This window comes from Paenibacillus periandrae, from assembly GCF_022458865.1.
Classification (GTDB): domain Bacteria; phylum Bacillota; class Bacilli; order Paenibacillales; family NBRC-103111; genus Paenibacillus_S; species Paenibacillus_S periandrae.
On record NZ_JAJNMU010000028.1, the window covers coordinates 55,152 to 78,741 of the forward strand.

23 protein-coding genes are annotated in these 23,590 nt (G+C 45.0%); 5 read left to right on the top strand and 18 right to left on the bottom strand.

Going from position 1 to position 23,590, the window contains the following annotated elements; genetic code table 11:
- Nucleotides 1-137 precede the first annotated feature (137 nt).
- Nucleotides 138-740 carry a DUF1349 domain-containing protein gene (locus LRL21_RS35930; RefSeq protein ID WP_240420621.1) on the bottom strand — a complete coding sequence of 201 codons (603 nt, stop codon included), beginning with the start codon at nucleotides 738-740 and terminating at the stop codon, nucleotides 138-140.
- 215 nt (nucleotides 741-955) lie between these two features.
- Between LRL21_RS35930 and LRL21_RS35935 the strand changes: the two genes are divergently transcribed.
- Nucleotides 956-1,522: a maltose acetyltransferase domain-containing protein gene (locus LRL21_RS35935; protein ID WP_275901074.1), complete on the top strand. Its 567-nt coding sequence runs from the start codon at nucleotides 956-958 to the stop codon at nucleotides 1,520-1,522.
- Nucleotides 1,523-1,672: 150 nt separating this feature from the next.
- Here the strand turns inward: LRL21_RS35935 and LRL21_RS35940 are convergent, their stop codons facing one another.
- From LRL21_RS35940 to LRL21_RS35980, 9 genes are all read right to left on the bottom strand, one after another.
- Nucleotides 1,673-1,783 carry a sporulation protein YjcZ gene (locus LRL21_RS35940; protein ID WP_240420622.1) on the bottom strand — a complete coding sequence of 37 codons (111 nt, stop codon included), beginning with the start codon at nucleotides 1,781-1,783 and terminating at the stop codon, nucleotides 1,673-1,675.
- A gap of 175 nt (nucleotides 1,784-1,958) precedes the next feature.
- Nucleotides 1,959-3,011 (bottom strand): ABC transporter substrate-binding protein, encoded by a 1,053-nt coding sequence (locus LRL21_RS35945; RefSeq protein WP_240420623.1) that lies wholly within the window; start codon nucleotides 3,009-3,011, stop codon nucleotides 1,959-1,961.
- 101 nt (nucleotides 3,012-3,112) lie between these two features.
- Complete coding sequence (locus tag LRL21_RS35950; protein WP_240420624.1) at nucleotides 3,113-4,708, bottom strand: AraC family transcriptional regulator; 1,596 nt, start codon at nucleotides 4,706-4,708, stop codon at nucleotides 3,113-3,115.
- A 76-nt stretch (nucleotides 4,709-4,784) separates the two neighbouring features.
- On the bottom strand, nucleotides 4,785-5,822 hold the full coding sequence (locus LRL21_RS35955) for an ABC transporter substrate-binding protein (protein ID WP_240420625.1): 1,038 nt from the start codon (nucleotides 5,820-5,822) through the stop codon (nucleotides 4,785-4,787).
- 52 nt (nucleotides 5,823-5,874) lie between these two features.
- Complete coding sequence (locus tag LRL21_RS35960) at nucleotides 5,875-6,909, bottom strand: FecCD family ABC transporter permease (protein WP_240420626.1); 1,035 nt, start codon at nucleotides 6,907-6,909, stop codon at nucleotides 5,875-5,877.
- Nucleotides 6,910-7,962: a FecCD family ABC transporter permease gene (locus tag LRL21_RS35965; protein WP_338044727.1), complete on the bottom strand. Its 1,053-nt coding sequence runs from the start codon at nucleotides 7,960-7,962 to the stop codon at nucleotides 6,910-6,912.
- Between the two features lie 266 nt (nucleotides 7,963-8,228).
- The gene (locus LRL21_RS35970; protein ID WP_240420675.1) at nucleotides 8,229-9,272 is read right to left on the bottom strand and encodes an NAD(P)/FAD-dependent oxidoreductase; all 1,044 of its coding nucleotides are present in this window, start codon (nucleotides 9,270-9,272) and stop codon (nucleotides 8,229-8,231) included.
- A gap of 121 nt (nucleotides 9,273-9,393) precedes the next feature.
- Nucleotides 9,394-9,624, bottom strand: coding sequence for a hypothetical protein (locus LRL21_RS35975; RefSeq protein WP_240420628.1), 231 nt, complete (start codon nucleotides 9,622-9,624; stop codon nucleotides 9,394-9,396).
- A gap of 364 nt (nucleotides 9,625-9,988) precedes the next feature.
- A complete protein-coding gene (locus LRL21_RS35980; protein WP_240420629.1) occupies nucleotides 9,989-10,198 on the bottom strand; it encodes a hypothetical protein in 210 nt (69 codons plus the stop codon).
- Between the two features lie 207 nt (nucleotides 10,199-10,405).
- Between LRL21_RS35980 and LRL21_RS35985 the strand changes: the two genes are divergently transcribed.
- Nucleotides 10,406-10,849, top strand: coding sequence for a heme-degrading domain-containing protein (locus LRL21_RS35985; RefSeq protein ID WP_275901080.1), 444 nt, complete (start codon nucleotides 10,406-10,408; stop codon nucleotides 10,847-10,849).
- A gap of 122 nt (nucleotides 10,850-10,971) precedes the next feature.
- Here the strand turns inward: LRL21_RS35985 and LRL21_RS35990 are convergent, their stop codons facing one another.
- Nucleotides 10,972-12,378, bottom strand: a complete 1,407-nt coding sequence (locus tag LRL21_RS35990) for an MATE family efflux transporter (protein ID WP_240420631.1) — start codon at nucleotides 12,376-12,378, stop codon at nucleotides 10,972-10,974.
- 337 nt (nucleotides 12,379-12,715) lie between these two features.
- Between LRL21_RS35990 and LRL21_RS35995 the strand changes: the two genes are divergently transcribed.
- The gene (locus tag LRL21_RS35995; protein ID WP_240420632.1) at nucleotides 12,716-13,324 is read left to right on the top strand and encodes a DedA family protein; all 609 of its coding nucleotides are present in this window, start codon (nucleotides 12,716-12,718) and stop codon (nucleotides 13,322-13,324) included.
- 64 nt (nucleotides 13,325-13,388) lie between these two features.
- On the opposite strand, the gene LRL21_RS36000 is transcribed toward LRL21_RS35995, so the two are convergent.
- The 3 genes from LRL21_RS36000 to LRL21_RS36010 all read right to left on the bottom strand — a co-directional run bounded on the left by LRL21_RS36000 (nucleotide 13,389) and on the right by LRL21_RS36010 (nucleotide 16,837).
- A complete protein-coding gene (locus LRL21_RS36000) occupies nucleotides 13,389-14,123 on the bottom strand; it encodes an MBL fold metallo-hydrolase (protein WP_240420633.1) in 735 nt (244 codons plus the stop codon).
- 108 nt (nucleotides 14,124-14,231) lie between these two features.
- Nucleotides 14,232-15,710 carry an Lsa family ABC-F type ribosomal protection protein gene (locus LRL21_RS36005; RefSeq protein WP_240420634.1) on the bottom strand — a complete coding sequence of 493 codons (1,479 nt, stop codon included), beginning with the start codon at nucleotides 15,708-15,710 and terminating at the stop codon, nucleotides 14,232-14,234.
- Nucleotides 15,711-15,889: 179 nt separating this feature from the next.
- The gene (locus LRL21_RS36010; protein WP_240420635.1) at nucleotides 15,890-16,837 is read right to left on the bottom strand and encodes a helix-turn-helix transcriptional regulator; all 948 of its coding nucleotides are present in this window, start codon (nucleotides 16,835-16,837) and stop codon (nucleotides 15,890-15,892) included.
- A 98-nt stretch (nucleotides 16,838-16,935) separates the two neighbouring features.
- Between LRL21_RS36010 and LRL21_RS36015 the strand changes: the two genes are divergently transcribed.
- On the top strand, nucleotides 16,936-18,126 hold the full coding sequence (locus tag LRL21_RS36015; protein ID WP_240420676.1) for an MFS transporter: 1,191 nt from the start codon (nucleotides 16,936-16,938) through the stop codon (nucleotides 18,124-18,126).
- A gap of 175 nt (nucleotides 18,127-18,301) precedes the next feature.
- On the opposite strand, the gene LRL21_RS36020 is transcribed toward LRL21_RS36015, so the two are convergent.
- The 4 genes from LRL21_RS36020 to ytaF all read right to left on the bottom strand — a co-directional run bounded on the left by LRL21_RS36020 (nucleotide 18,302) and on the right by ytaF (nucleotide 22,763).
- Nucleotides 18,302-19,471: a Ger(x)C family spore germination protein gene (locus LRL21_RS36020; RefSeq protein ID WP_240420636.1), complete on the bottom strand. Its 1,170-nt coding sequence runs from the start codon at nucleotides 19,469-19,471 to the stop codon at nucleotides 18,302-18,304.
- Nucleotides 19,472-19,479: 8 nt separating this feature from the next.
- Complete coding sequence (locus LRL21_RS36025) at nucleotides 19,480-20,958, bottom strand: spore germination protein (protein WP_240420637.1); 1,479 nt, start codon at nucleotides 20,956-20,958, stop codon at nucleotides 19,480-19,482.
- 7 nt (nucleotides 20,959-20,965) lie between these two features.
- On the bottom strand, nucleotides 20,966-22,042 hold the full coding sequence (locus tag LRL21_RS36030) for an endospore germination permease (RefSeq protein WP_240420638.1): 1,077 nt from the start codon (nucleotides 22,040-22,042) through the stop codon (nucleotides 20,966-20,968).
- Between the two features lie 85 nt (nucleotides 22,043-22,127).
- Nucleotides 22,128-22,763 carry a sporulation membrane protein YtaF gene (gene ytaF / locus LRL21_RS36035; RefSeq protein ID WP_240420639.1) on the bottom strand — a complete coding sequence of 212 codons (636 nt, stop codon included), beginning with the start codon at nucleotides 22,761-22,763 and terminating at the stop codon, nucleotides 22,128-22,130.
- A 136-nt stretch (nucleotides 22,764-22,899) separates the two neighbouring features.
- Here ytaF and LRL21_RS36040 point away from each other — a divergent pair, with 136 nt between their 5' ends.
- A complete protein-coding gene (locus tag LRL21_RS36040; protein ID WP_240420640.1) occupies nucleotides 22,900-23,589 on the top strand; it encodes a DUF1232 domain-containing protein in 690 nt (229 codons plus the stop codon).
- Nucleotide 23,590 lies beyond the last annotated feature (1 nt).

A 23,590-nucleotide genomic window follows, 5' to 3' on the forward strand; every position in this document is an offset into this window, starting at 1 on the left:
CCGGCCTGCCGCCATTAGGCTATTGGTTATCTGACTGATTTCACACACCTCTTTTATACCCATTATCCATTTTTCTCTATTCATTAAGATAAAGCGGATGGCATATCCATTACTTTGCATACATAGGCAAATACACGTCAGTCGGAAGGATCGACATGAAGATCTTGATCCGGCTCAGTTAAGCACCAGCGGGTGAAGGTAACCTCAAAGCCTGCACGGGTGGGCGAACAAGTATAGGGTCCAGCCTGATTCCCGGTATCGTAGGGAAAGCGCGCAACACGAATCGTACGCCAGCCGTCATGTTCGGTCCGTGCCCTGATTATTACAGCATCCTTCATGATAGAAGCTCGCATCGTCACCTCTTCCCCGACCCATTCCGGCACAGCCGCGAGCGACCAATCGGAAAACCTATCGGTTACGACTACGGAAAGCTGAGGAATGCCGTCATTGAATTCAATCCCCGCTTTAATCCATTGTTCCGGGCCATGGTACATTAGAATGCCTGCCTGGTCGTACAGTTCTGCAAATGATCCGAGCTGGAATGATACCTCCACCGCAGTGTTGTTGTCCCAATCCGCCAGCAAAGCTGCTCCATCCTCATATTCAAAGCCGTACAAAGTTTTTTTCCAGAAATCTCTTCCCTTTTCAGCCGTAACCTTAAGGAAATCTCCTTCTTTACGGGCAGACAGAGGCACATTAATCCATGCTCCTGCATCCCAATCCATTCTCTTTTTCGTCATCGTTGCTGCCTCCTTGTTATGTAAAATTTGTCGTACAATTACGCTACGTCCAGTTACAATCATACGGGTACCATAAAAAATATCGCAAATATTCAAGATTTATTGTTTTTTACTTGCAGTTTATGATGCAATGTAGGTATCATAGTAACAGACTACTTTTTAAATTACTTTTAAAAATAGTTTTGATAAGAGAAATATAATAAGGGTGATGTCAAATGTCAATAAAAACCGAAAAAGAAAAAATGTTAAGCGGGGAGCTGTATCTAGCCTCAGACGCGCAGCTAACCGAAGAACGGGCGTTTGCCAGAAGAATCCTACGAATCTATAACCAAACTACAGAAAATGAAATCGAGCATCGTACACATTTGTTAAAAGAATTATTCGGTTCAACGGGAGCAAATTTAAGTGTTGAGCCCACTTTTCGATGTGACTACGGGTACAACATCCATGTAGGAGAAAATTTCTATGCTAACTTTGACTGTACGATTCTGGATGTTTGCGAAGTTCGAATAGGAAACAACTGTTTTCTTGCCCCGGGTGTACATATTTATACAGCAACTCATCCGATTCACCCTCTTGAGCGGATAGCCGGACCTGAGTACGGAAAGCCGGTAACCATTGGTAATAATGTTTGGATTGGTGGGAGAGCTGTCATAAATCCAGGTGTTATCATAGGGGACAACGCGGTAATCGCATCTGGTGCAGTTGTAACCAAGAATGTTTTAGCTAATAGCATAGTGGGCGGTAATCCGGCGAAGTTAATTAGACAGATTGAGCTTTAAAGGGAACATGTATGTTCATAGCCGCTAACAGCTGATCAACAAGTATCTGCTTTTCAACATAAAAATGCACCCCCTCATTTTAATCGGAATCACCAAAGGTTTTTCCAATTTTCATGACAAGGGGTGCATTTCAAAGCGATCTGAACATGATTAGATAAATGTGCGACTAATGATAACCAACAAAATGAAGAGCACAAGAATGACACCTGTAGTAGTTCCTAAACCATAGCCACCGCAGCTACCACCAATTCCCAATCCCATATGTCCCCCTCCTTCCGCTATTCATTGTGTATGGTATGAACTCGGGGCGTTATCGGATTGGACGGTTATTAAAATGGGTCATTTACACAACTACCTGATTGTGTGGTCGAACATGTGCTGTTCCCTTTGTTTATTGATTAGATTGGCTTGCTGCAAGAAGTTGCTCAGTTGTTTCTTACTTGCTCAAAGCAGTAACAGCTTCGTCTATAATTTGACTAAAAGCGATGGGTCCATACCCTGCGAACCATTTGGCGGAATCCTTGACTACATACAAATGATTATTTTTTACAGCCGGAAGGGTTTTCCAAATAGGGTTTTGCTGCAGCTCCGACCATACCTTTTCATTGTCGGCTCCATCACGAACGAGCATGAAAATATGATCAGCCTTCAGATCGGGCAGCTTTTCCATTGAAATGGTCGCAATCGACTTTTTAAATTCAATCCCCATTGCTTTATAGTCCGGTTCCTTAAGTCCAACGTTCTCATACAACAGACTGCCGAAGTAGGTCATTTTCCCACGATTTTGTTCCTCAATTCCAACTACCGACAATTCTTTACCACTAACCCTCACAAAAGCTACCGTTTGATTACCTACAATCTTGGATAGTTTTTCTTTGGCTTGTGCGGCTTTATCAAGAAGCTGCTTGACCACGACATCGGCTTCTTTTTCTTTACCTACAATTTTGGCTGTGTCACGGAACCACTCCATGGCATCCAGATAATTCTCCTGCAGCACCGTCGGAGCGATCTTGTTGAGCGAATCATACGTTTTCTCATGAAAGCCTGTGTTGGCAATAATAAGATCAGGCTCAGCTGCCAATACAGCTTCCAGATTCAGTTCATGTGCGAGACCGAGCGGCTTAACGCCTTGCAGTTGATCCTTCAGATAAGGCAGAAACTCCGTCCCTGTCTGAGTGACCAACGCGTGAGGCTTGATGCCAAGCGCGAGCAGATGATCCGCATGGGCATAGACGAGCGCAGCTATTTTTTTGGGCTCGGCCGGGATCTTGACATCGCCCAGCTTATGCTTAACCGTACGCTCTTTGGGGTTCTCCTTAGGATTCGGAGCTGTTGTACCCTTATTGTCAGCCGGCTTTACTCCTGCTTCCGTCGTACTCGGTTCTGTACCCGTAGTTCCGCAGCCCGTTACGATCCATACCATCGTTAAAATCAGAGCTGTAATCAGCAGCCAATGGCGATTCCCTCTGTGTACTTGTGTACCTAACATGCTCTAATCTCCCCGTTTCGTCTAATTGATATCGATTATCATTCACAATTATAACGATTACTCAGGGAAGAGCCATGAACAAATATGACGGATCACATAGATTATTGTGACACGAACCATTCCACAACCTCATCAAGAATGCATGCATGCGATAACGAGGTGTAGCAATTCCATGAGGAGGGATCATCCTGAATCCAGTACACCTGCTGTTTTTGAACAGCCTTCATCTTGTTCCAAGGCCCGGTTTTTAGCGGCTCGGCCGCCTTTCGTACATCCGCGCAATCCCTGTTTTGTATGATCAAATAATCAGGCTCATACGTGTTCGTTATAGCCTCTTCCGTCATTTCCATAAAGTGATAAATACCGCAAACTCCCTCCGGAGAAGCCAAATGCAAGTCTCCATAAATAACCGCCCCGGCATTACGGCTTCCATACACGTAGTATTTACCGCCGCGAATGACGAGTATGAGTACTTTGTTAGAGGACCCCATATGTTTTTTGAGCTGGCTGCGGGCACGCTCGGCTTTTGTCTCGTAATTGCTCAGCCATTCATTTGCCTGCTTTTCCTTACCAATCACTCTGGAAACCGCTTTGAAGTGTCCCCTCCAGTCCATCTGGAAAAATGGAATCGTAATCGTAGGAGCAATACTGTTTAACCGTTCCGCTTTAAGCGGATCCACGTATTCGCTGGTCAGGATTAAGCTTGGCTGCGCATCCGCCAAAATCTCTAGGTCGGGATTAACATCATCCACATGGGTAGCTTCAGGTAAATGGGCGGTAATCGGATTGGACTTGATTCGGGGTGAAATATAGGGCTCAACACCCAGCGCCAGAAGATGCCCGGAATAGGGAATGAACAGCGAGGCCACGTTTTTCGTGCGACTGTAGTTTTTTACATATACCGTGGGGGCAGACCCTTCGTTTTGCTTGAATTTGCGGCTAAAATAGAATTCATCGTTAAAACCGACGCTATGTGCAACCTCTCTGATGGAGGTGTTGGAAAGTACAAGCATACGCTTGGCATGTCTCATACGAATCTCCGTCAAATAATCCATAGGGCTTTGCCCATTCTGCTTTTTGAACAACCGTGAATAATACTCGGCACTCATCCCGGCAATTTGCGCCAGCGTTTCCCGGGTTATCCCCTCCCGGTAGTTGCGTTCCATGTATGCCATCGTGCGAGATATCGCCTCTTGGGCATCCGGCTGGCTGCCAAGAAAACCTTGCTGAACAATATCGAGAAGCAGCTCCTGGAACCATATGTTCGCTTTGAGCCTGTCCCATGTATTCTCCCGCTGCCGATGCTGTATCATATTGCGTGCAATTTCCTCCAGTCTGGAGCAGGAAGGAACACTCACGACCCTGCGGCAAGGAAGCTCCCCGTATTGATGGCGGGTTGGCTCAGAGACATCATATACATGGAAAGCAATCAGATAGATTTGAATTTCACTGACCTCTTCCTTACTGGCCTCCAACAGGACCCCCGGTGACAGTACAAGGCAAGTGCCACGACTCATGCTTATGCTGTCTCCATCAATTCTGCACACGCCTCCGCCTCCGCTTACCAGCAGCAGTGTGTGTAAGGTGATAATGCTTTTGCCCAATCGGCCATATGTTTCCGTATTCAGCAGACGAATCTCTTCAAGCTTGTATAACAAAGAATCCACCGCAGGCACCTTTGACTCCTGATCATGCATCACAATCACCACTTTCGCTCAAAAAAACGATGTAGCATCACAGTCACAACGTTCATGATAAGTTTGTTTTCCATCCCTATTTCCGGTAATGCTCCAAGAGCAGCTGCACCTGCTTCTCCAACTGTTTTTCAATAGAGAGCGGGTCACCAGGAAGGAAATCATCGACACTGACAGGGATGACACGATTCTCCTTGACGACGGGCAGGCTGCGCCAAACCGGTGCATTTTTGAGTTCGTTCTCCAGTTTGGAATTATCACCGTTCTGCCAATCGTAGACGGATAGGAAAACATAATCGCCCATATATTCCGGCAGCGCTTCAAGAGAGACTTTTACATATGACGGCTCTTTGTCCATGATCGTCTCCTGAACCTTGGGCGGAGCTTTCAGCTGCAACGAATTATACAAACTAAAGGTGCCCCGGCCAAAGAGGTTTCCGAAAATCATAATTTCTGACTTCGGCCACGCTTCCATTACCGTAAATGTAACATTTGAACCTATGACTCCAGCTAATTGTTCGCGATACTGCGCTACTTTCTTCTCATACTGTGTAATCCACTGCTCCGCCTTCTGCGGCTGACCGACGACATCGGCTACTTCTTTCAACTGGTCCAACATCGTTTTGGAGCCGTATTTCAATATTACAGTAGGGGCGATTTTGGAAAAAGCCGCATAATTCTGAGTCTCCTCATTAGCATTTTCCTGCAAGATAATCAGATCCGGCTCCATACTGAGCGCCTTCTCCAGCGAAATCGTGGTACCCAGGTCTTCAATACCCGCCGTCAAGCCGTGCGGTTTCAGGAAAGACGATTTCTCAAATTGACTCAGCTGATTCGAAGTCGCACCAAGCGGCTTTACCCCAAGCGCCAGCAAATGCCCCATAAATTGGTTGACGATGATCCGTTTTGGATGCGTTGGAATTGTTACTTCATGTCCTTGATAATCTCGGAACACACGCGTTTCTGGTGCTGTCGACGACGATGCCTGTCCGCTTCCAGCTGCAGATTGTACAGAATCTGATGTCTCCATACTTGAATTTGCGCCGCAAGCGGCCAACAGCATGCAGAGCAGCACGCAGACAACAAACGATTTAGCAAATCCGGATGACAATTTCATGGTATTCTCCTAACGTAATCTTATTAAGATAATGATTACTAATAATCTTGAATTACGTCTTCGAACGAGCCAGCAAATAAAGAAAATAAGGAGCGCCAATAATCGCCACAACAATGCCTGTCGGGATTTCAGAAGGCTGCAGAATCTGGCGGCCTAGCGTATCAGCAGTTATAACCAACAACGATCCCACCAGGGCCGATGTCGGAAGCAGCAATTGATGCTTGGGTCCAACCAGTCGCCGCGCCAGATGCGGTCCAATAAGTCCTACGAATCCGATGCCTCCGCTTACAGCAACACATGAGGCGGCCAGTCCAACTGCAGCGGACAATAGCTTCACCTGCTCTCTTGATACCGATGCCCCCAGTCCGACTGCCGTTTGTTCACCCAAATTGAGCACGTTCATGACCGAAGCTTTATAGAAAACAAAAGGCAGCAGAACAACAATCCATGGCAGCAGCGATAGCACGAACTTCCAGTTCGTTCCCCATATGCTGCCCGCCATCCAAGTCGCCACAAATTGGTATTTATCAGGGCTCAGCCGCAGCATCAGCACGATCATCGCCGCGCTAATACCCGCCGCAACGGCAATTCCCGTCAGCAACAGACGCGTTGGCGACAAGCCCTTATGGCGCTTGTACGCAAGTGAATAGATGAGGGCAGCTGTCAGACCTGCTCCCACCAAGGCAAGTACCGGCAGCAGAAAGACCGGCGCAGCGGCTGTCGTCGGATAGAACGAGATAAACAGCATCACCATTAATCCAGCTCCGGCGTTGATACCAAGAATTCCAGGGTCCGCCAAGGCGTTACGCGATATTCCCTGCATCACACACCCTGATACGGCCAATCCAGCGCCAATCAGCACGGAAATCACGATCCGTGGCAGGCGGAAATCGAACAAAATCAGATTTTGCTTATTCGTCCCCAAACCGAACAATGTACGAATCACATCTATCGGGGAAAGCCGGATAAATCCCATATTCATGCTAACCAAAAAGGCAATGATAATAAGCACACTGAGTATGGACAATACCAGAATGCCGTGCTTTCTCTTCCTTTGTTCGACAGTTGAAACCGATACGATATCCATCTATAGTTCCCTCCTTTCCTTACGTGCCAGATACAGGAAGAAAGGCACCCCGATGAGCGCGATGAATGCCCCGATCGGTGTTTCATAGGGTGGATTGATCATTCTTGCCCCCAGATCAGCGAACACGACAAGCAGGCTTCCCAGCACCGCCGAGCAGAGAATAATCCAGCGATAATCGACACCAACCAGCTTTCGTGTTAGATGGGGAATAATGAGCCCAACAAAACCGACAGCTCCAACAACCGCTACCGCTGCTCCGGCAAGAATAAGTACAATGACAGCACCGGCCAGCCTGACCCATTGCGTTCGTTGCCCAAGTCCGCGAGCGATATCTTCTCCCAGACTCAGCATCGTGATCGAACGAGACAAGGCAATCGCCCCAAGGATGGCAGCAGCGACCCAAGGAGACATAATTTTTAGTTGGATCCACTTCGTCCCTGCTACACCGCCTGCATACCAAAATGCCAGGTCTTGACCGATTTTGTAGTAAAGCGCAATCCCTTCACTGATCGCACTAAGCAGCGCGCTAAGCGCGGCACCGGCCAAGACCAATCGTACAGGTGTCAGCCCACCTTTAGCCAGCGAGCCGATGCCGTACACTAGCCCTGCGCCCATACCTGCACCTATAAACGAATACATAATCAGGTACATAAATGGCAAGCCCGGGTAAAAAGCAAAGCAAAGCGCCAGCATTAATCCTGCCCCGGCATTCAGCCCAAGCAGGCTCGAGTCCGCCAGCGGGTTACGAGTCATCCCCTGCATGATGGCCCCCGCTACAGCAAAGCAAGCCCCGACCATCGCGCCGCCGAGCACTCGCGGAAGACGCAGCTCCTGAATAATCTGATGTTGAGTGAGATCGGGATTAAAGTTGAAAATTGCCTCCCACACAACGAATAAATGGATATCGGCCGCACCGAAGGAGACGGATAAGCCTATGCCCAACACTAATGCGACCAACCCACCTGTCAATATGAAGGTTGCCGTCCATGGTCGGCTTCGGAACCTGTCGGCAGAGGGTGAAAATTGTTTTTGCTTCGAAATATGATGTTCCATTGATTTACTCATCTGTTCCACCTTTGCAAGTATTAAATTAAATAGATACCCTTTCTTGAAATGAGACTCTATCCATAAAAGAACATGTGCTTAAACCATGATATTGATTCTCATTATCATACAACACTTTTTAATTTGATCATATATAAAATCAAAAAATTTTACTTTTTTCTTCAAATTCATAATCAATCTCTATGACTTTCTATTAGTCAAAAAGAGAAGTTTGTCCGGCTCACCCCGAACAAGCCTCAATACCTTTGGTATCATTATGCTTCCTCGGCCGCCAAGCCAAGTGCACGATTCTTCTCTTTAAACCGCTCATTGTGGGAGGATACATATGCCACCTTAGGAGCTTCTGGATCCATGTACAGCTTGGCACTATTGAGCGCCAGCACGCCGTCTGTAAACGTTCCTGCGATCAGTCTGACCTTGCTGTTATAGGTCACGAAGTCGCCTGCACCGAAGATGCCCGGGATGTTGGTCGCCATTTTCTCACCTACGGTTGCATTCCATTCTCCCATGTTGAGATCCCAGTCACGAATCGGTCCAAAATCACTTCTCATCCCATGATTCACGATAACAGCATCCACCTCCAGCCGTTCGCACTCCCCTGTTTCTACATGTGCAATCGTCACCTGATCAATACTGTCTCCGCTACTGCTGTGGAGTGCATGCATGGCATATGGCGTACGCACGTCTACAGAGGATTGCTTCATCCTGGACACGTTTCGCTCATGACCTCCAAAGCTGTCACGTCGGTGCACGACGGTTACACTCTTCGCAATCGATTCCAACTCATTAGCCCAGTCCACTGCCGAATCGCCACCCCCGGAAATCAGAACTCGTTTCCCACGGAAGACCTCCAGCTCTTGGACCGTATAATACAGGTTGGTCACTTCGTATCGGTCTGCTCCTTCGATCTCCAGCTTCGCCATCTTGCGAATGCCGTAACCGATTGTCAAAATAACCGTTCTTGTATGATGCCGTTCTCCATTTGCAGCAGTCAGGATAATGGTACCGTCCGGCTGTCGTTCAAAGCTTGTAATTTGCTGACCGAGTACAATTGTTGGCTCAAAGGTTTCGGCTTGCTCAATCAATTGGGCGATCAATTTCTCGCAGCGAATCGGTGTGAGGCCCCCTACATCCCAGATGATTTTCTCGGGATAGGTGAGCAGCCTTCCGCCCAATTGATCCTGTGCTTCAATCAGCTTCGTCTTCAATTCACGCATACCACTATAAAAAGTCGTATATAGACCAGCAGGCCCTCCGCCAATAATCGTGACGTCATAAAGTTCTAATTGTGCGTTCATCATTTGCCTCCAGATTTGTTTTCGTATTGAGATGGATTCATGCTCCAAACTGAGCCCGATGCAAGCGACTGTATATACCCTGAGCGGCTTGCATCGTGGGAGTGTCCTGGCTGTGAATTTGTCACAGCAGCTCATACACAAATTGATAGAACAGTGCTTTCGCATGAAATCGCTTCATGGTCCCTTGCTCCATCCATTCCTGATGCACGAGCTGTACCTTGTGCAGCAAGGAAGCAGGATGCTCTGGCACAAAGCTATATTGAATTTGAAAAGGGTCCCTCTGTTCCATTATGGATACAATTTCCTGACGAACGGGCAGCCGATAGGAGCTTAGCCACTCCTCCGGCTTCATTGAGATATATGACGAATATCAATGAGCTTAATGGATGCCTGGTTCCATAGTATAAGCTCTTCATCTAAATGCATTTTGTCCCTTCAACTCCGAGGTTAGCATTTGGCGCATGATAACTGACAGTACCCTCAAGCAATTATAATTGATAATGGTTATCATTATCAAGAATGAAGAAGATGCCTATCATCGGCCCGGGATCGCTCCCAACGATTCCCTATCATAGCACTTCATTTGTTGCCTGAGTGGAATCTCATCATCTACGATTAGCACAGTGAGCAATTGCTGTTCCATGTACGTACCCCCATTGTAAAAAAGACCCGTGAGGGTCCAAGGTTTCAGCTGCTGTTGAATGGACCACCTGTTATTAATACTGCGGTCCCGTTATTGTCATCATAGGCGTCCCCCCTGCCATTCCTTTATAAGACTGTACCGTTTCATTTGTATAATAAAACTCCTTATCTGCTTTCTGTATCCTGATCTCATACATCTTCTGCTCCAAGGGATGAATGAAGCTCGTCCGAGTATAGGCTCGGAGAGCCGGGATCGGTCCCTCTTTTACTTTATTTTCATTCAACCTTAATGCCAGGAAGCTGCAGCGCCGCGATATGCATGTTCATGTCAATACCGACCTCACTCAATCATAGCGCAGCAGAAGCCCAGATAAAATCGTTGAATACCCTTACATAGGATTGTTTAATTGTATATAATTGGTTGTGTTACAGACCATTCTGAAGGAGAGATTCCGCACATGGAAGATTATATTGAATTATAAAAAAGTCTACTGGCTGAGGAAGATGAGCTTCAATTTTCACAGTTTACCAATGAAATGGCACTGCAAATCGGGTGCAGAATTATAGAAATAATAAAGCAGGAAAATAAGCATGTTACCATTGACATTACGAGGAACGGACAGCAGCTATTCCATTACGCCTTTCCCAAAACCTCAGCAGACAACGACCAATGGGTGAGAAGGAAAAGTAATGTCGCTTGCCGTTTTGGTCATAGCTCCCATTATATATGGGCGCAGCTCAGAGCTGCTAAGAAAACCATTCAGGAGAGGTATCTGGTTGATCCTACCGAATATGCCGCAAGTGGAGGCGCTTTCCCCATTATTGTTAAAAATGTCGGTGTGATTGGCGCAATTGCTGTTTCCGGCTTACCGCAAGAAGAGGATCATCTCGTAGTAACTACAGTCATCCGCGAATTCATTAATAAAACCAATTGAGTAAGGTGCATGTATTCAATGTAAATGAAGCTTTTTTGGGTGGGATAACAAACAGCCAAAACCATGTTTGCTGTGGTTTTGGCTGTTTCTTTGTTCAATATGCAGGATTCGTCCCGGTTAATTTAGCTGTTATCATTGGGTTCGATCAAACGATGTTTATACCATTTTTGCCCGCGAAACCGCCACAAAAAGGCTGCACCTCGCACTCCCCATTCACTATTCATAGCCAACCATACACCTATAATTCCAAATTGGAGGACAACTCCCAACACATACCCTAGGGTAACCCGGAACAACCACATGGATAGCATGGATGTAATAGATGTAAATTTCGAGTCGCCAGCTGCTCTAAGCGCTGATGGAAGTAGAAAACTGATCGGCCAAAGCGGTATTTGGACGATCGCCGTGATCAGGATGATGATGAAAATATCATTCACAATTTCATCAGGAGGATGAAACAAACTGACAATCGGCTGGAACAAGGGGATCACGATCAATCCCATCAGCAATAAGGAAAATGACGATAACCAGAGAAACGATCTCGCGAATTTTCTGGCATCCTTAACATTTTGCCGCCCCATACATTGACCAACCACTGTTACAATAGTCTGTGACAAGGCGATGGAAGGAACAAGAAACAGAGCAGCCAGTGATGCGCAGATCGCATTGGTCGCCATAGCGTAAGTGCCAAGACTGACAATGAACACCTGGGTTAACATTTTTCCTCCATTAAAAAAAACCTGCTCCACTGCAAATGGAATACCGATAAACAAAATCCTTTTGAGCATCGACAAATTCAACACAAACATATCCCTGATTCGTACATGAAGGGTCGCATCCATTTTGGCCAAATAGATCAGCGCGAAGATCGCCGCCGAATATCTGGCTACGTTCACCGCAATGGTCATGCCAAGCACACCCATATCCAGAAAGTTGACAAATACAATGTTTAATAGAACGTATGAAAGGTTCATGATCAAGGAAAGCGTCAACGAAACCCGCGACTTCCCTATCCCTCTCATCGATCCGCAAATCGACTCCACGATGGCAAAGCCCATATAGGAGATGCTGCTTCCGATCAGATAAGTTTGGGCATGGGCAAAAACCTCCGCTGAAGCTGTCCCAAACAAAAAATTTAAAGTAGGACTATGGAATAAGACTATGAACAAACTGATACTGAATGCCAATAAGGAAACCAACGATATGGAGCTGGCAGCAGCTTTGGAAACCATCAGATCGCTACCGCTTCCTTTATATTGGGCTACCACAACCGTTCCCCCTGTTGACACGGCGACAAAAACACTGATCAGAAGTATATTCAGCGTATCAATCATACTAACCGCGCTGACAGCTGCTACACCGGACGAACTTATCATGGCTATGTTCAATAAATTAAGACAGACTAAAAATGCCTGATCAATCAGCATCGGTATAAAAAGAGAAATAATTTGACGATAATCGATAGAATCTCCAGAAAAATGTTTTTCCAAAAAGACTTGCTTCCTGATCCTAAAATTGAGTTGGAACACATCGTCACATTCTTTTTTTTATATTTAAAAAACTCTTCAATGAGAAGAGTTTTGCTTGTTACTGTTCTATATATTGTATTTGAAAAGAGCGAGAGCCCGAGGAAGTTACTACCAATAATGTGAATAATTTGGAATTCGTTGCGCTTACTCCCTTTTTGCTAGATACTATCACCGAGGATGAAATCTGTCAATACAGCAAATTCACAAGCTTTATAAGCGGTTGGAATCCGACCTCCTTTAAGGGTTTACTATATAGAAAGAATAGGATACTGTTATATTGTTACAAAATAATGGATTGGGTAATAATAGTATATTATTGTCTCTGAGGAGGAGTCTTATGGAGAGACATTTAGATTTACTGCTTTCTCAATATGGCTATATCGGCATATTTGTAGCGCTAGCGCTTGGGGTTGTTGGAATACCTATTCCCGATGAATTATTGCTGACCTTCATTGGAAACAAAGTATCACAAGGAACACTAATTTTATTATTTGCATTAGGCAGCGCCTTCTTAGGATCTATAACAGGAATTACATTGAGCTATATAATTGGACAAAAACTTGGCCTTCCCTTGCTAATCAAATATGGACGCAGAGTACATATTACTGCTGATCGCATTGAACGTACCCAGCAAAAGATCAATAAGTACGGAAGTATATTGTTAATATTTGGATATTTCGTGCCTGGTCTTCGTCATATTATAGCTATAACAGCAGGCACTTCGAACATGAATTTTCGGAAATTTGCACTTTTCTCCTATCTGGGTGCACTCATATGGTGTGCATTTTTTATTTTCATTGGACGAGGGTTCAGTGATAAATGGCACATCGTTAGAAATTATATTTTTGCGTATCGCGCGTATCTTCCATCCGTTATTTTCATTATTATCGTCGTAATACTAATATATTTTCTTTATATTAGAAAACCACGACAGAAGCCTGAGTAATTTAAGTAGAAATGATGTAGAGCTCATTAATTGCACAATGAACAAAAACCGCATTTCAGCGGCTTTAGAAGGTGAATACACTTTGCGGGCCTGCTATGCGCAAGCCCGTTTTCTGCTCCAACTCGAATCTAGCTTGGTCATCTGCATATTGATCGTGATAATGCATCAGTACCAGCTTCTTCCGTACGTTCTCCGGCAATGTAAGCAGTTCCGATAACGAAGTATGGGACTTCAGCGTATCATTTTGCAAATGGCATTCATGAAAAATAGTTTGGATCCGATCCGGCAGCGAGGTGAGAAAACCACTGTCTAACGAGGTATCACCAGTAAAATAAAAATACGGGTCCGCTACAATTCCATGGGTCGACATTCCAGGGACATGATGAGTTTGTACGAGCTCAAATGTAGTATGACCGATTGTGAAGGCTTTCCCTGCCGTTCTTACATCAAAATAATCCTCCAGGGTCTTTGGCCCCGTCATTGAAGGCTCCATACCCGTTCGCAGAGTCTGCCATAATTCCTCGTACAGCTCCTCTGCAAATATTAAAACAGGTTTGCGCTTCGCATATACTCTAAAGTAATTTCCTAATAGCTGCAGGCCATTAATATGATCCTCATGCAAATGAGTAATAAACACATGCTCAATGTCTGTCAAATCTTTACCAAGCTTGAATAGCTGCTGACAATTCGATTCAGGAAAATCGATGATCAGGTTCGTATTATCAAATTCCAGAAGCACACTGTTATGACCTTGCTTAAAGCTAAACATATCTCCTGCTCCGAGGAAAGTCAATTTCAAGAATGATCCTCTCCTTAATTGTAAATTATAACTACCTTCACTTCGATCTGGTGCGGTCCGGGCATAGCTCAACAGTGAGCTGCACCCGCTTTTTGCTATTGAATAATATTAGAGCTCAACGATCTTGGTAGCAATATTTTTGCAAAATTCACTGTCATGCTCCACAAAAAGAATCGTCGATGAGTAGCTCAGCAGCAGCTCTTCAATTTGCATGCGAGAAATAATATCAATAAAATTGAGCGGCTCATCCCAAATATGCAAATGAACTTTCTCACAAAGACTTTTGGCAATCAGCACTTTTTTCTTTTGACCGCCACTAAAAGAAGCTATATCCTTTTCAAATTGCACTCTGGCAAAATCAAGCTTTCTTAAAATAGATTTAAAAAGACTTTCATCAATCCCGTTATCTCTGGCGTAGTCCGTTAAATTGCCCTGTAAATGCGAGGTATCCTGTGAAACATAGGAGATTTTCAGCTGACTTCCTTTTCTGAAGGTGCCCGTATAGTTCAAGTTCTCACCGCAAATCAGTTTGATAATACTGGATTTTCCGGAGCCGTTTTTCCCTGTAAGCGCAATTCGCTCACCTTGCTCAATAGTAAAGCTGATATCGCTGCAAACCATCTTTTCATCGTAATAAATCGACACATTTTCAAGCTCAGCAAGTTGGTTTTTATGATAAGCCAGCTGTGAGATCTTTAAGCTTTCCGCATTTTCAATGTTTTTAAGAAGCTTAGATCTATCATCAATAGCAGATTGCTGTCTTTGCTCAATCGATTTTGAGCGTTTCATCATTTTGGCAGCCTTGTGCCCAACATACCCTTTGTCCACCTTCGAACCGGAATTTCTTGTACCGTTTTTAGTTTTTTCCACTTCGTGGGACCAGTGGCTCGTTCGCTCGGCAGCATCGGATAAGCGTTTGATGTCTTTTCTTAGCTTTTCGTTCTCTGCAAGCTCAAAGTTATCCTGTCGCTTTTTATTTTCCCACCATTCGGAGAAATTGCCTTTTTGGATATCTACGTTGGTCTTATTGATGGAAAGTATATGATCCACACAGTTATCCAAAAATGAGCGATCGTGAGACACCAGAATAAAACCGCTTTTGCTATTGAGATAATCACTGACCAGTTGTCTTGCATTCATGTCAAGATGATTGGTCGGCTCATCAATTAACAGAAAACTGTTTTCCTTAAGAAATAACGCTGCCAACAGCACTTTCGTCTGCTCTCCATTAGACAGGGACTCAAAGGGTCGGTATAACACATCCTCAGCAACCTTTAGCAATGAAAGCTCACGCAATAATTCCCAATGAGGAAAGTCCGGGAAAATATCGTCGATTACATCAATGGTATTTATTTCCTTATTTTCGATATGGAAAGGGAAATATTCAAAGCTGACATGAGCAGAAATATTTCCACTATATTCATACTTACCAAGCAGCAAATTGAGAAATGTGGTCTTGCCTCTGCCGTTTCTTCCCGTAAATCCTAATTTCCAATCCGTATCTAGTTGAAAGCTTACATTTTCAAATATATTATCGTAACTTCCATCATAGGCAAACGTAAGGTTTGTAACATTAATTAATGACACAGAATGATCCTCCAATATGATATAGAAATTCTACCCACTATTATTAACAAGAATAGCAGCTCTAAACACAAACAGTGTACCATATTACTTTTGGTGAAGTATTTGTATAACTAAACTATCCTGTTTTTCGGATGTATCCAATCTGCATGACCCGTCCAATCCTTATGGATATCATAGCTCTAATCATATTTGGACATGATTTCTGCGAACAGCCGTTTCATCTCATTTATTAGCTCCGAAGGATGCTTGACTGTAGCCTCATTGCCCAGCCCGATGATAAATCTGGCATAAAAAGCGATGTCCTTCTGAGGTATTAATCCCTCCAGCCACCCTGTACCATTCCCCCGGATATACAAATGGGAGCCCAGCCATAACACAGCCTCGCACATTTGAACACCTTTTGGGCTCAGTTCCGCATAAAGCTGCGTCGATTCCTTATCCGCTTGAGTATGCAACTCCTTGTTTGCAAGATGGATATGCCTGAGATCCATAGGCTCTATGCCGTTAGTATCGTATACCGCTGAATAAATTCGATCACAACGAAATATGCGAAAATCATGACGTAGAAAGCAATAAGCCGGACAAAACCACAAGCCGTTATTGGCATAAATCCCTATTGGTTGTATGTGTCGGCCCGCCGCGTCTCCCTGTGACTCATATTCGATATGTAACACCTGCTGATGAACGGCTGCCTCGAGGAGTATGGATAAATAAGGGGACTCCTGCTGTCTGGTTGGCGTCACGAAATCCATCCTATTTTTTATTTGATCGATCCGATCACGGACATCTCCGGACATGTGCAAGTAAAATTTGTCCAAGGCGGATGCAGATTCCGCTTCAAAGGGCAGAGAAGAATAATGCCGTAGTGCGTTCACCGCAAAAAACATCGCGACCGCCTCTTCTTCGGAAAAGGCGATGGGCGGCAAAATTCTTTCCTTCAACACCTGGTAACCACCGTGAGGACCCACCTCCGAATAAAGTGGAACCCCAAGCTCGCTTAATTCCTGCAGGTCTCTTAACATCGTTCTCGTGGATACGCCAAATTCCTGGGCTAGCTCTTTTACCGTAAATTTCCTTTTTCGGTTGACCGTCATCATCAGTTCTAACAAACGTTTTGATTTGGACATAACACGGCTCCATTTATTTCATATTTTGTGACAAGTATTGTCACTATTATCCTCTACAATAGGGTTAAGATCAAATTTAAAGGAAAATGGTGAAGCAAATGCGTAAAATGATGATGTTATTTTTTCTTGTTATGTTCGTTATCGGGACGGATACGTTCCTGATTTCACCGCTGATTCCGACACTGCAAAGTGCATTCGGTGTCCCTACGGAAAAGGCGGGATGGATGATAGGAGCCTACACCTTGGGTTCGGCGGTGTTTGCGCTGATCGCAGGCCCCTTATCGGATGGATGGGATCGAAAAAAGGTGCTGCTGTCCGGCCTTACCTGCTTTGCAATTTCAACATGCTTGTGCGGCTTCGCTGTTGATTTTTGGACCATGTGCTTGTTCCGCTTTTTGGCGGGAGTCAGCGCGGCATTCACAGCTCCGCAAGTATGGGCTGCTATTCCGACCCTGTTTCCTCCAGCTAAAATCAGTAAAGTGCTGGGTGTCGCCTACGCAGGGCTCGCAGTCTCTCAAGCGCTCGGTGTACCCATCGGAAGCCTGCTGGCAGTTGGCAATTGGTCTCTTCCATTTTGGTCCATAGGCATATTTTCATTAATACTGGTGGCTGCTGCCTATTTCGTTGTGCCCAGCATGAAGCCGCACCAACAGCAAGGTGCTAAGCCGTCTATGCTCACGAGATACGTTCCCCTGCTGACAAGCGGCAAAGCAAGAGGCACCTTCGTCGCCTACTTTTGTGTCCATCTTGGGAGCAGCGCCGCCTTTGCGTTTCTCGGGAAATGGATGACGGACCGCTTTGACCTTTCGATTAATGAAGTAGGCTATGTCATTATCTTTTTAGGGCTTGGCAATTTAATCGGCAGCTTATGCAGTCCTTATATAACCAAAGCGTTAAACCAGTTTCAGACTATGGCAGCGGGTATGCTGATTGTTATTGCGGCTTATATCTTGCTGCCCCAGGTGTCGTCGGTTTATATCGTAAAAGGGGTTTACTTTTTCATTTTTGCTATTCTCGGTATCTTGTTCCCGCTTATGGTGGGACTGCTGAACAGTTTAAATCCGACTATCCGCGGGACCATTTCTAGTCTTGCCACATCAACGATGAATGCGGCGACGACACTGGGAGCTTGGATGGCCGGAATGCTTTATGTGTTGTTTAACGGGTATACGGCTGTAGGTATTTTTACGGGGATTTGCCTGGCGTGCTCGCTACTCGTGTTTATTTCAAGCGGGGTTTTATCGACTGCAACGGCAAAAAGCGAACCAAAAAATGAGCCTGCAGCTTAAAGCAAATTGTATTGCTGCACTTCCTTGAACAACTCTTAACCGCATTAAGCTTGTGCTTCTTCCTCTGTACAGCCCAGAACTCAACCTTGCTGAAGGTTATGAAGTGAGTGACCACGTCTTCTATCATTCAACAGCAATGTTGAGTATTCATGGGTGTGTATGATTGCTTTTTCTTTTAGTGACGACTCCTTCCTTGAACGGTTTTATTTTTCTCCGAGCTGGTATGTGTAATATTAAGATCAATATGGATATCATGAATGGCATCGTCGGTCAGCAATCTATCTTCCGCCGGGGACATAGCCTTCCATTCGTCATAATGATACCGGAATAAGTTATACTCCAGATTCAAGACATCTGTCTTTTTATCGATCCCGGCTCTGAACAAACTTCGGATTTCAACTTCGATCGCTTTCTCCGTCTCGCTGGTTAATTGTCTGAAGTTCAGCAGGTCATTTTTGGTCCGGTTGACTATATATCCTGTCGCTTTCATATTGACGTCATATTGCGGCCGATCTCCGCGATTTATATATTTCAGGCTCGCTTTCGGATTGTCGACGACGACATGAACCGATGGATCTTTAGGATCCGGTACGGGGATGCCTATGCGTATCATACCGGGCTGAACCCAACGAAGTCCCGATAATTCTTTCAAGGGGATATAGCTTTTATACGCATCGCTTTTGAGAAATATCGCCCCGTCAATCATCAGTTTGGGATCAGGCTTATTTTTTACGGACCACTGAGTTTTGTTAACGGCCAACGTCGGGATGCACGAAGTAAAGCCCGGCTCATTGTTCTGTCTGATCAATTGTTGAAGCCTTATCGAAGTCACGTAGGAATTCTGGGAGTGTATCCCTTTCGGTTCGTGAAGAATGGTACTGAGCGGAGACCGTTGGTAAAATCCGGGCACTGAAAAAATATCCTTTACCGATTCTCTCGTGGCATACACCCAGGGAGTCATACGATATTCATGATACCGGCTAATACAGTCATAAATTTCTTTAATTCCTTCTTTTAATACGCTTTCGCTAATCAAAATAACGGTCACGTGCCCCCAAATGATTCTTTCCTGAGCCGTTTCATAGGGCTGAAATAGCGCCTCTTCGAAGGTATGTCCGACCCCTTCGCCTATCCATATTCTCGCTGGCCCCTTTTTATCGTCGGAGGTTTTCGCGACGTTCTGAAAATCAATGAATTGTATGTATGCGTAATACTTTCCATCCTTGTAATCGACGCCTATGGCGTTCGCGTAATTCAATTTTTCAATATTTTTCATATCGGTGGCGCACCCCGAACCGATTAACAATTCAACGATCAAGACAAGTGTACATATCGATTTGCGCATCAGTCTTCTCACTTTTTTTGTTTTTTTAACATTGGAGCCGAGAAATGTGATCTTTTGAACGGATCGACCAAAAAAGCAGCCAGCCATTCTTTAAAACGCAAGGAGGCTATTGGCTCAAGAAAGGCTAATCCGAAGCTTTCGAGCCTGCACAGGTAAATCAGGATGACAAACATAGCCATCATGAATCCGTATACGCCAAGGAAAGCGGATACCAACGTGATGAATACTCTGAGGATGCTGACAGTGCCGGACAAGGATTGATTGACCAATGAAAATGTAGCCACTGCCGAAATGGCGATAACTACGAGCAGCGTGGGAGAAGCAAGGCCTGCCCGGATGAGAGACTCTCCGATGATCAGGCCACCGACAATTCCGACCGTCTGTCCGACTGCCTTAGGAAGTCTGACGCCGGCTTCCCGAAGCAATTCGAACAAAAAAAGCAGCAACAGGGATTCAAGGATCATAGGAAACGGCACTCCATCGCGGGAAAGGACGACCGTCGATAACAAAGCCAATGGAATCTGATCCAGATTCACGGTCGCAATCGCCATCCAGAATCCTGGCAAATAAATGCTCAGCATCAAGCCGATGAGTCGAAGAGCCCGCTGGAACATAACGTAATAATAAGGAAAATGAACGTCTTCAGGCGTTTTCAGCAGCTCCAGAAAATTGCTCGGGCCGATGAGCACCATAGGAGATCCGTCTACAAGAATGGCGAATCTTCCACGCAACAAAGTTTCTATAACAAAATCGGGCCGGCCGATATAATCAATCAAAGGAAACAGTGAGTAAGTCCGATTCGACAGCCACTGCTCGAGCTGACCGCTGCTCAGCACGCTTTCCGTTTGAATAGTTTCCAATCGTTGGCGCGCCTCGGCAATCATATCCGGATTTGCTTTATGGCTCAGATAGAGCAGCGATACGCGAGTTTTGCTCAAGCTCCCGATGACGAACATTTCGCTGAATAACATTCCCGTTTGCAGACGTTTCCGAATTAGTGCCATATTCGTAAACAATTCTTCCGTGAAAGCATCCTTCGGCCCTTTAATCGAAATTTCCGTACTGGATTCTTGCAAAGCACGTTTTGGCACATCGGAAATATCGACCACCCAAAAGTCAGTATTTCCAACGTAATAAAGGATCAGTCGGCCGCTGAACAGCCCTGCAACCATTTCTTCGATCGTCTTTCTTATGACGAACAGAGGTAATGTTTCCGTTTGGTCCGCAGCTGTGTCCAGATGGAAAGCTGCATGGCTTGCATGTAGGCACACGCTGGCAAAATACTCGTTTAGCTGATTTTTATCAATCATACCTTCGCAGTAGAGAACCGTCAGTTTGTCCGACAACTCCTGTTGCGGCACCGGAGGAAAATAGATGTCGGCATATCGAGAGAAGACTTGTATCAATGCATCCTTCTGCAAGGTTCCATTGCGCAGATTATCGTTCAGCTCCGCAAAGAGCGTAACTTCCTCGGGTGTTTGATTCATTCAGTCATTAGCCTCCTTTCCTTTTCGGTATAAAGGAACATACATAAAGAGCCGCCAACATCGTGATTCCGAAAATGAACGATAACTGATAGAAGTAGCGGTGGACCATTTCCTGCATCGTGATGTCGCTGATTTGCATTAGAGAAGGTATGGAAACTAGAGCCGTAAAGCAACCGAGTACGATTTGGCGAAACTTCGGGAATCGGCCAATAATCAGTTCGGACAGCAAATGCAAAAGAAGGGCTGATCTTGTAACACTGCCGGCCATCAATTGAAATACAGCCAAAAAATCGACGTGGGAGACGTAGTCGCCAATCATGACCAAACGCCATTGTTCGAAAGCGGGAAACCGCATATTACCGGCTTCTGTAGGACCGAAAGCAGACAAGGACCCTAAGGTAGGCCCGGCAATAAGACCCACCAGCAGAGTCAGCAGTACAAACATCGCTCCGTAACTTATGGGCTTGCTCATTTTATGCTGCAGCAGCAGCAGTACCAGCAGCTCTACACTTCCTCCGAACACAATCACCCCTCCGTGCAGGTTGGGCCCTATTCCTTCTACAAGGAGAGGATAAATGATGCTATAATCCTTACTTTTCATGGTAAGCATGGAAATGCCGATTCCCAGCAACCACACGATCGGCAATAACACGGTAGACATATAGACAATCGTTTTGAGTCCAGATCTTGCGGCGCTGTAAGAAATAAGCACAAATGTGAGAACGATTACGGCGTTCGGCGTTCTGGGAAGCAAGTAAATGTTTATGTTTTTTGTCGTATCGAAAATGATCAACGTCCCTAAGATCAGGAGATATATGACCAATACGCCGCAAACAAGCCAACAGCCGAATTTTCCGATTCTCTCTTTAAGCCAGTCGTTAAAGGTTGTAGCACGCATGGACTTTAAAATCAGGTACAAAATCAAACTCCAACCTAACAGAGCCACATACCCAAGCAGGATGCTGAACCAGGAGTCCCGTCCTGCCGCTTGGATAAGATGAGGAATAATAAACACATGATTCGAGATACCAAGCGACAGCAGCAGCATGAATAAAATCTGCCGTCTTGAAAAGGTTGCCTCCATCGCTTACCCCCGGAAACAGGATCACTGTACGCATTGGTATAATATCCAAAAATGGAATTCATATACATGAAATATTCGTCTTCCTTCAACCAAAGAAAGAATTGCAGGCTATAAAGATAATAATAATACCGCTCAAAATCGTGCCAAATTGGCCTAAGGTAAATGAACCGATATGAATTCCAGCTACTTTACGGCCTAATGCGACACCAAACCACACGGTGATAAAACTACCGACAGCTGCCGTTAATGAGATGGCTAATGGAGACAATCCGAGCAAGCCCGCACCCAAACCATTCGTGACTGCATTGGCGGAGAGAGCGATGCCGAGAATCACAGCTTCAAGCATGCCAATTTCTCCTGATTTATCAATATCGGCTGCTTCCGGGTTTTGCAATATACCCTTTAACGAATGGTTATCAGATATTTCTTGGTCTCCTTTCACTGATCTCTGTTTTTTACGTGGAACCGCGAATAAAATGATACGAATCCCAATAATAATCAGTAAGAACGCACCGACCAAAACAGGAAAAATTCCTGGTAAAACCGTGGACAGCCACTGCCCGAATAAAATCCCGGCTTCACTAAATAGAAAACAAATAATAGCCATAATCAGATTGGATACAAAACCGATACGAATTCCACGAATTCCGTACGATATGCCAACCCCAAGATTATCCAAACTCGACGAAATCGCGAAACCTAATATTAAAAGCCATGCCATAATGTTTCACTCCTCAACATGTTGTCATGTCATTGTATGGATAATGTTGAGAAAAGGTGCTTATCCACTTCAGGAACTGTTGAGAAAAATCAACAACCTTGTTCAACATGAACTTGAGAGGAGTGAATAATAAACTATGTATGAGAACAACGAGGATCAGGACCTTAGTATTACCTTAAAACAGTTACTAAAGGAACGCTCATTGTCGATGCGCAAATTAAGCTCGCTTACCGGTATTGACACCGCCACGATTTCCCGAATAATAAGTGGTAAGCAGAAGGCCAAGCTGGATCATTTGCACCTTTTTGCTATGCATCTTGGCATATCCTCCGAACAGTTATTTCAGGCGGCAGGATTTAATACCAGTACGCGTCAAGTGGCTCGGCATTCCGATATTCACGCTTCCGTAGACAGCATTGAAGAAGTGCTCCACACCTACAATCTGTTCGACTACCAATTCACAACAGAACTCGTGCAAAAGGAGCTGAACAAATACGAACAATATGCATTAACAGAAGAAGGCAATCAACTCATTCTCGACACGTTCCAGACGAAAATCGAAAGTATGAACAGCGCAGGACCTTTCATCGATCAATTAAGGCACATGTATGAATTGTTTGGTGATAGCGGGATTACATTGGAAAGACGCGCGATAATCGGGAGTGCGTTGCTCTATTTTATATTGTCAACCGACATCATTCCCGATTATGTCTTTCCTATTGGTTATTTGGATGATGCCATTGCCGTGCAAATTGTGTCAGATCGGCTTTCATTAATGGAAACGAAAGCTCAGTCGGAAGAAATAAAAAAAAGTCAGGATACGTGAG

What these genes read in the sequence shown, in the direction of transcription:
- LRL21_RS35955 (WP_240420625.1), bottom strand. Translation starts at nt 5,822, where the DNA reads ATGAAATTGTCATCCGGATTTGCTAAATCGTTTGTTGTCTGCGTGCTG.
- LRL21_RS35960 (WP_240420626.1), bottom strand. Translation starts at nt 6,909, where the DNA reads ATGGATATCGTATCGGTTTCAACTGTCGAACAAAGGAAGAGAAAGCAC.
- LRL21_RS35970 (WP_240420675.1), bottom strand. Translation starts at nt 9,272, where the DNA reads ATGAACGCACAATTAGAACTTTATGACGTCACGATTATTGGCGGAGGG.
- LRL21_RS35950 (WP_240420624.1), bottom strand. Translation starts at nt 4,708, where the DNA reads ATGCATGATCAGGAGTCAAAGGTGCCTGCGGTGGATTCTTTGTTATAC.
- LRL21_RS35930 (WP_240420621.1), bottom strand. Translation starts at nt 740, where the DNA reads ATGACGAAAAAGAGAATGGATTGGGATGCAGGAGCATGGATTAATGTG.
- LRL21_RS35975 (WP_240420628.1), bottom strand. Translation starts at nt 9,624, where the DNA reads ATGAAGCCGGAGGAGTGGCTAAGCTCCTATCGGCTGCCCGTTCGTCAG.
- LRL21_RS36020 (WP_240420636.1), bottom strand. Translation starts at nt 19,471, where the DNA reads ATGCGCAAATCGATATGTACACTTGTCTTGATCGTTGAATTGTTAATC.
- LRL21_RS35995 (WP_240420632.1), top strand. Translation starts at nt 12,716, where the DNA reads ATGGAGAGACATTTAGATTTACTGCTTTCTCAATATGGCTATATCGGC.
- LRL21_RS35940 (WP_240420622.1), bottom strand. Translation starts at nt 1,783, where the DNA reads ATGGGATTGGGAATTGGTGGTAGCTGCGGTGGCTATGGTTTAGGAACT.
- ytaF (WP_240420639.1), bottom strand. Translation starts at nt 22,763, where the DNA reads ATGGCATGGCTTTTAATATTAGGTTTCGCGATTTCGTCGAGTTTGGAT.
- LRL21_RS35965 (WP_338044727.1), bottom strand. Translation starts at nt 7,962, where the DNA reads ATGGAACATCATATTTCGAAGCAAAAACAATTTTCACCCTCTGCCGAC.
- LRL21_RS36030 (WP_240420638.1), bottom strand. Translation starts at nt 22,042, where the DNA reads ATGGAGGCAACCTTTTCAAGACGGCAGATTTTATTCATGCTGCTGCTG.
- LRL21_RS36015 (WP_240420676.1), top strand. Translation starts at nt 16,936, where the DNA reads ATGCGTAAAATGATGATGTTATTTTTTCTTGTTATGTTCGTTATCGGG.
- LRL21_RS36040 (WP_240420640.1), top strand. Translation starts at nt 22,900, where the DNA reads ATGTATGAGAACAACGAGGATCAGGACCTTAGTATTACCTTAAAACAG.
- LRL21_RS36025 (WP_240420637.1), bottom strand. Translation starts at nt 20,958, where the DNA reads ATGAATCAAACACCCGAGGAAGTTACGCTCTTTGCGGAGCTGAACGAT.
- LRL21_RS35935 (WP_275901074.1), top strand. Translation starts at nt 956, where the DNA reads ATGTCAATAAAAACCGAAAAAGAAAAAATGTTAAGCGGGGAGCTGTAT.
- LRL21_RS36010 (WP_240420635.1), bottom strand. Translation starts at nt 16,837, where the DNA reads ATGTCCAAATCAAAACGTTTGTTAGAACTGATGATGACGGTCAACCGA.
- LRL21_RS35945 (WP_240420623.1), bottom strand. Translation starts at nt 3,011, where the DNA reads ATGTTAGGTACACAAGTACACAGAGGGAATCGCCATTGGCTGCTGATT.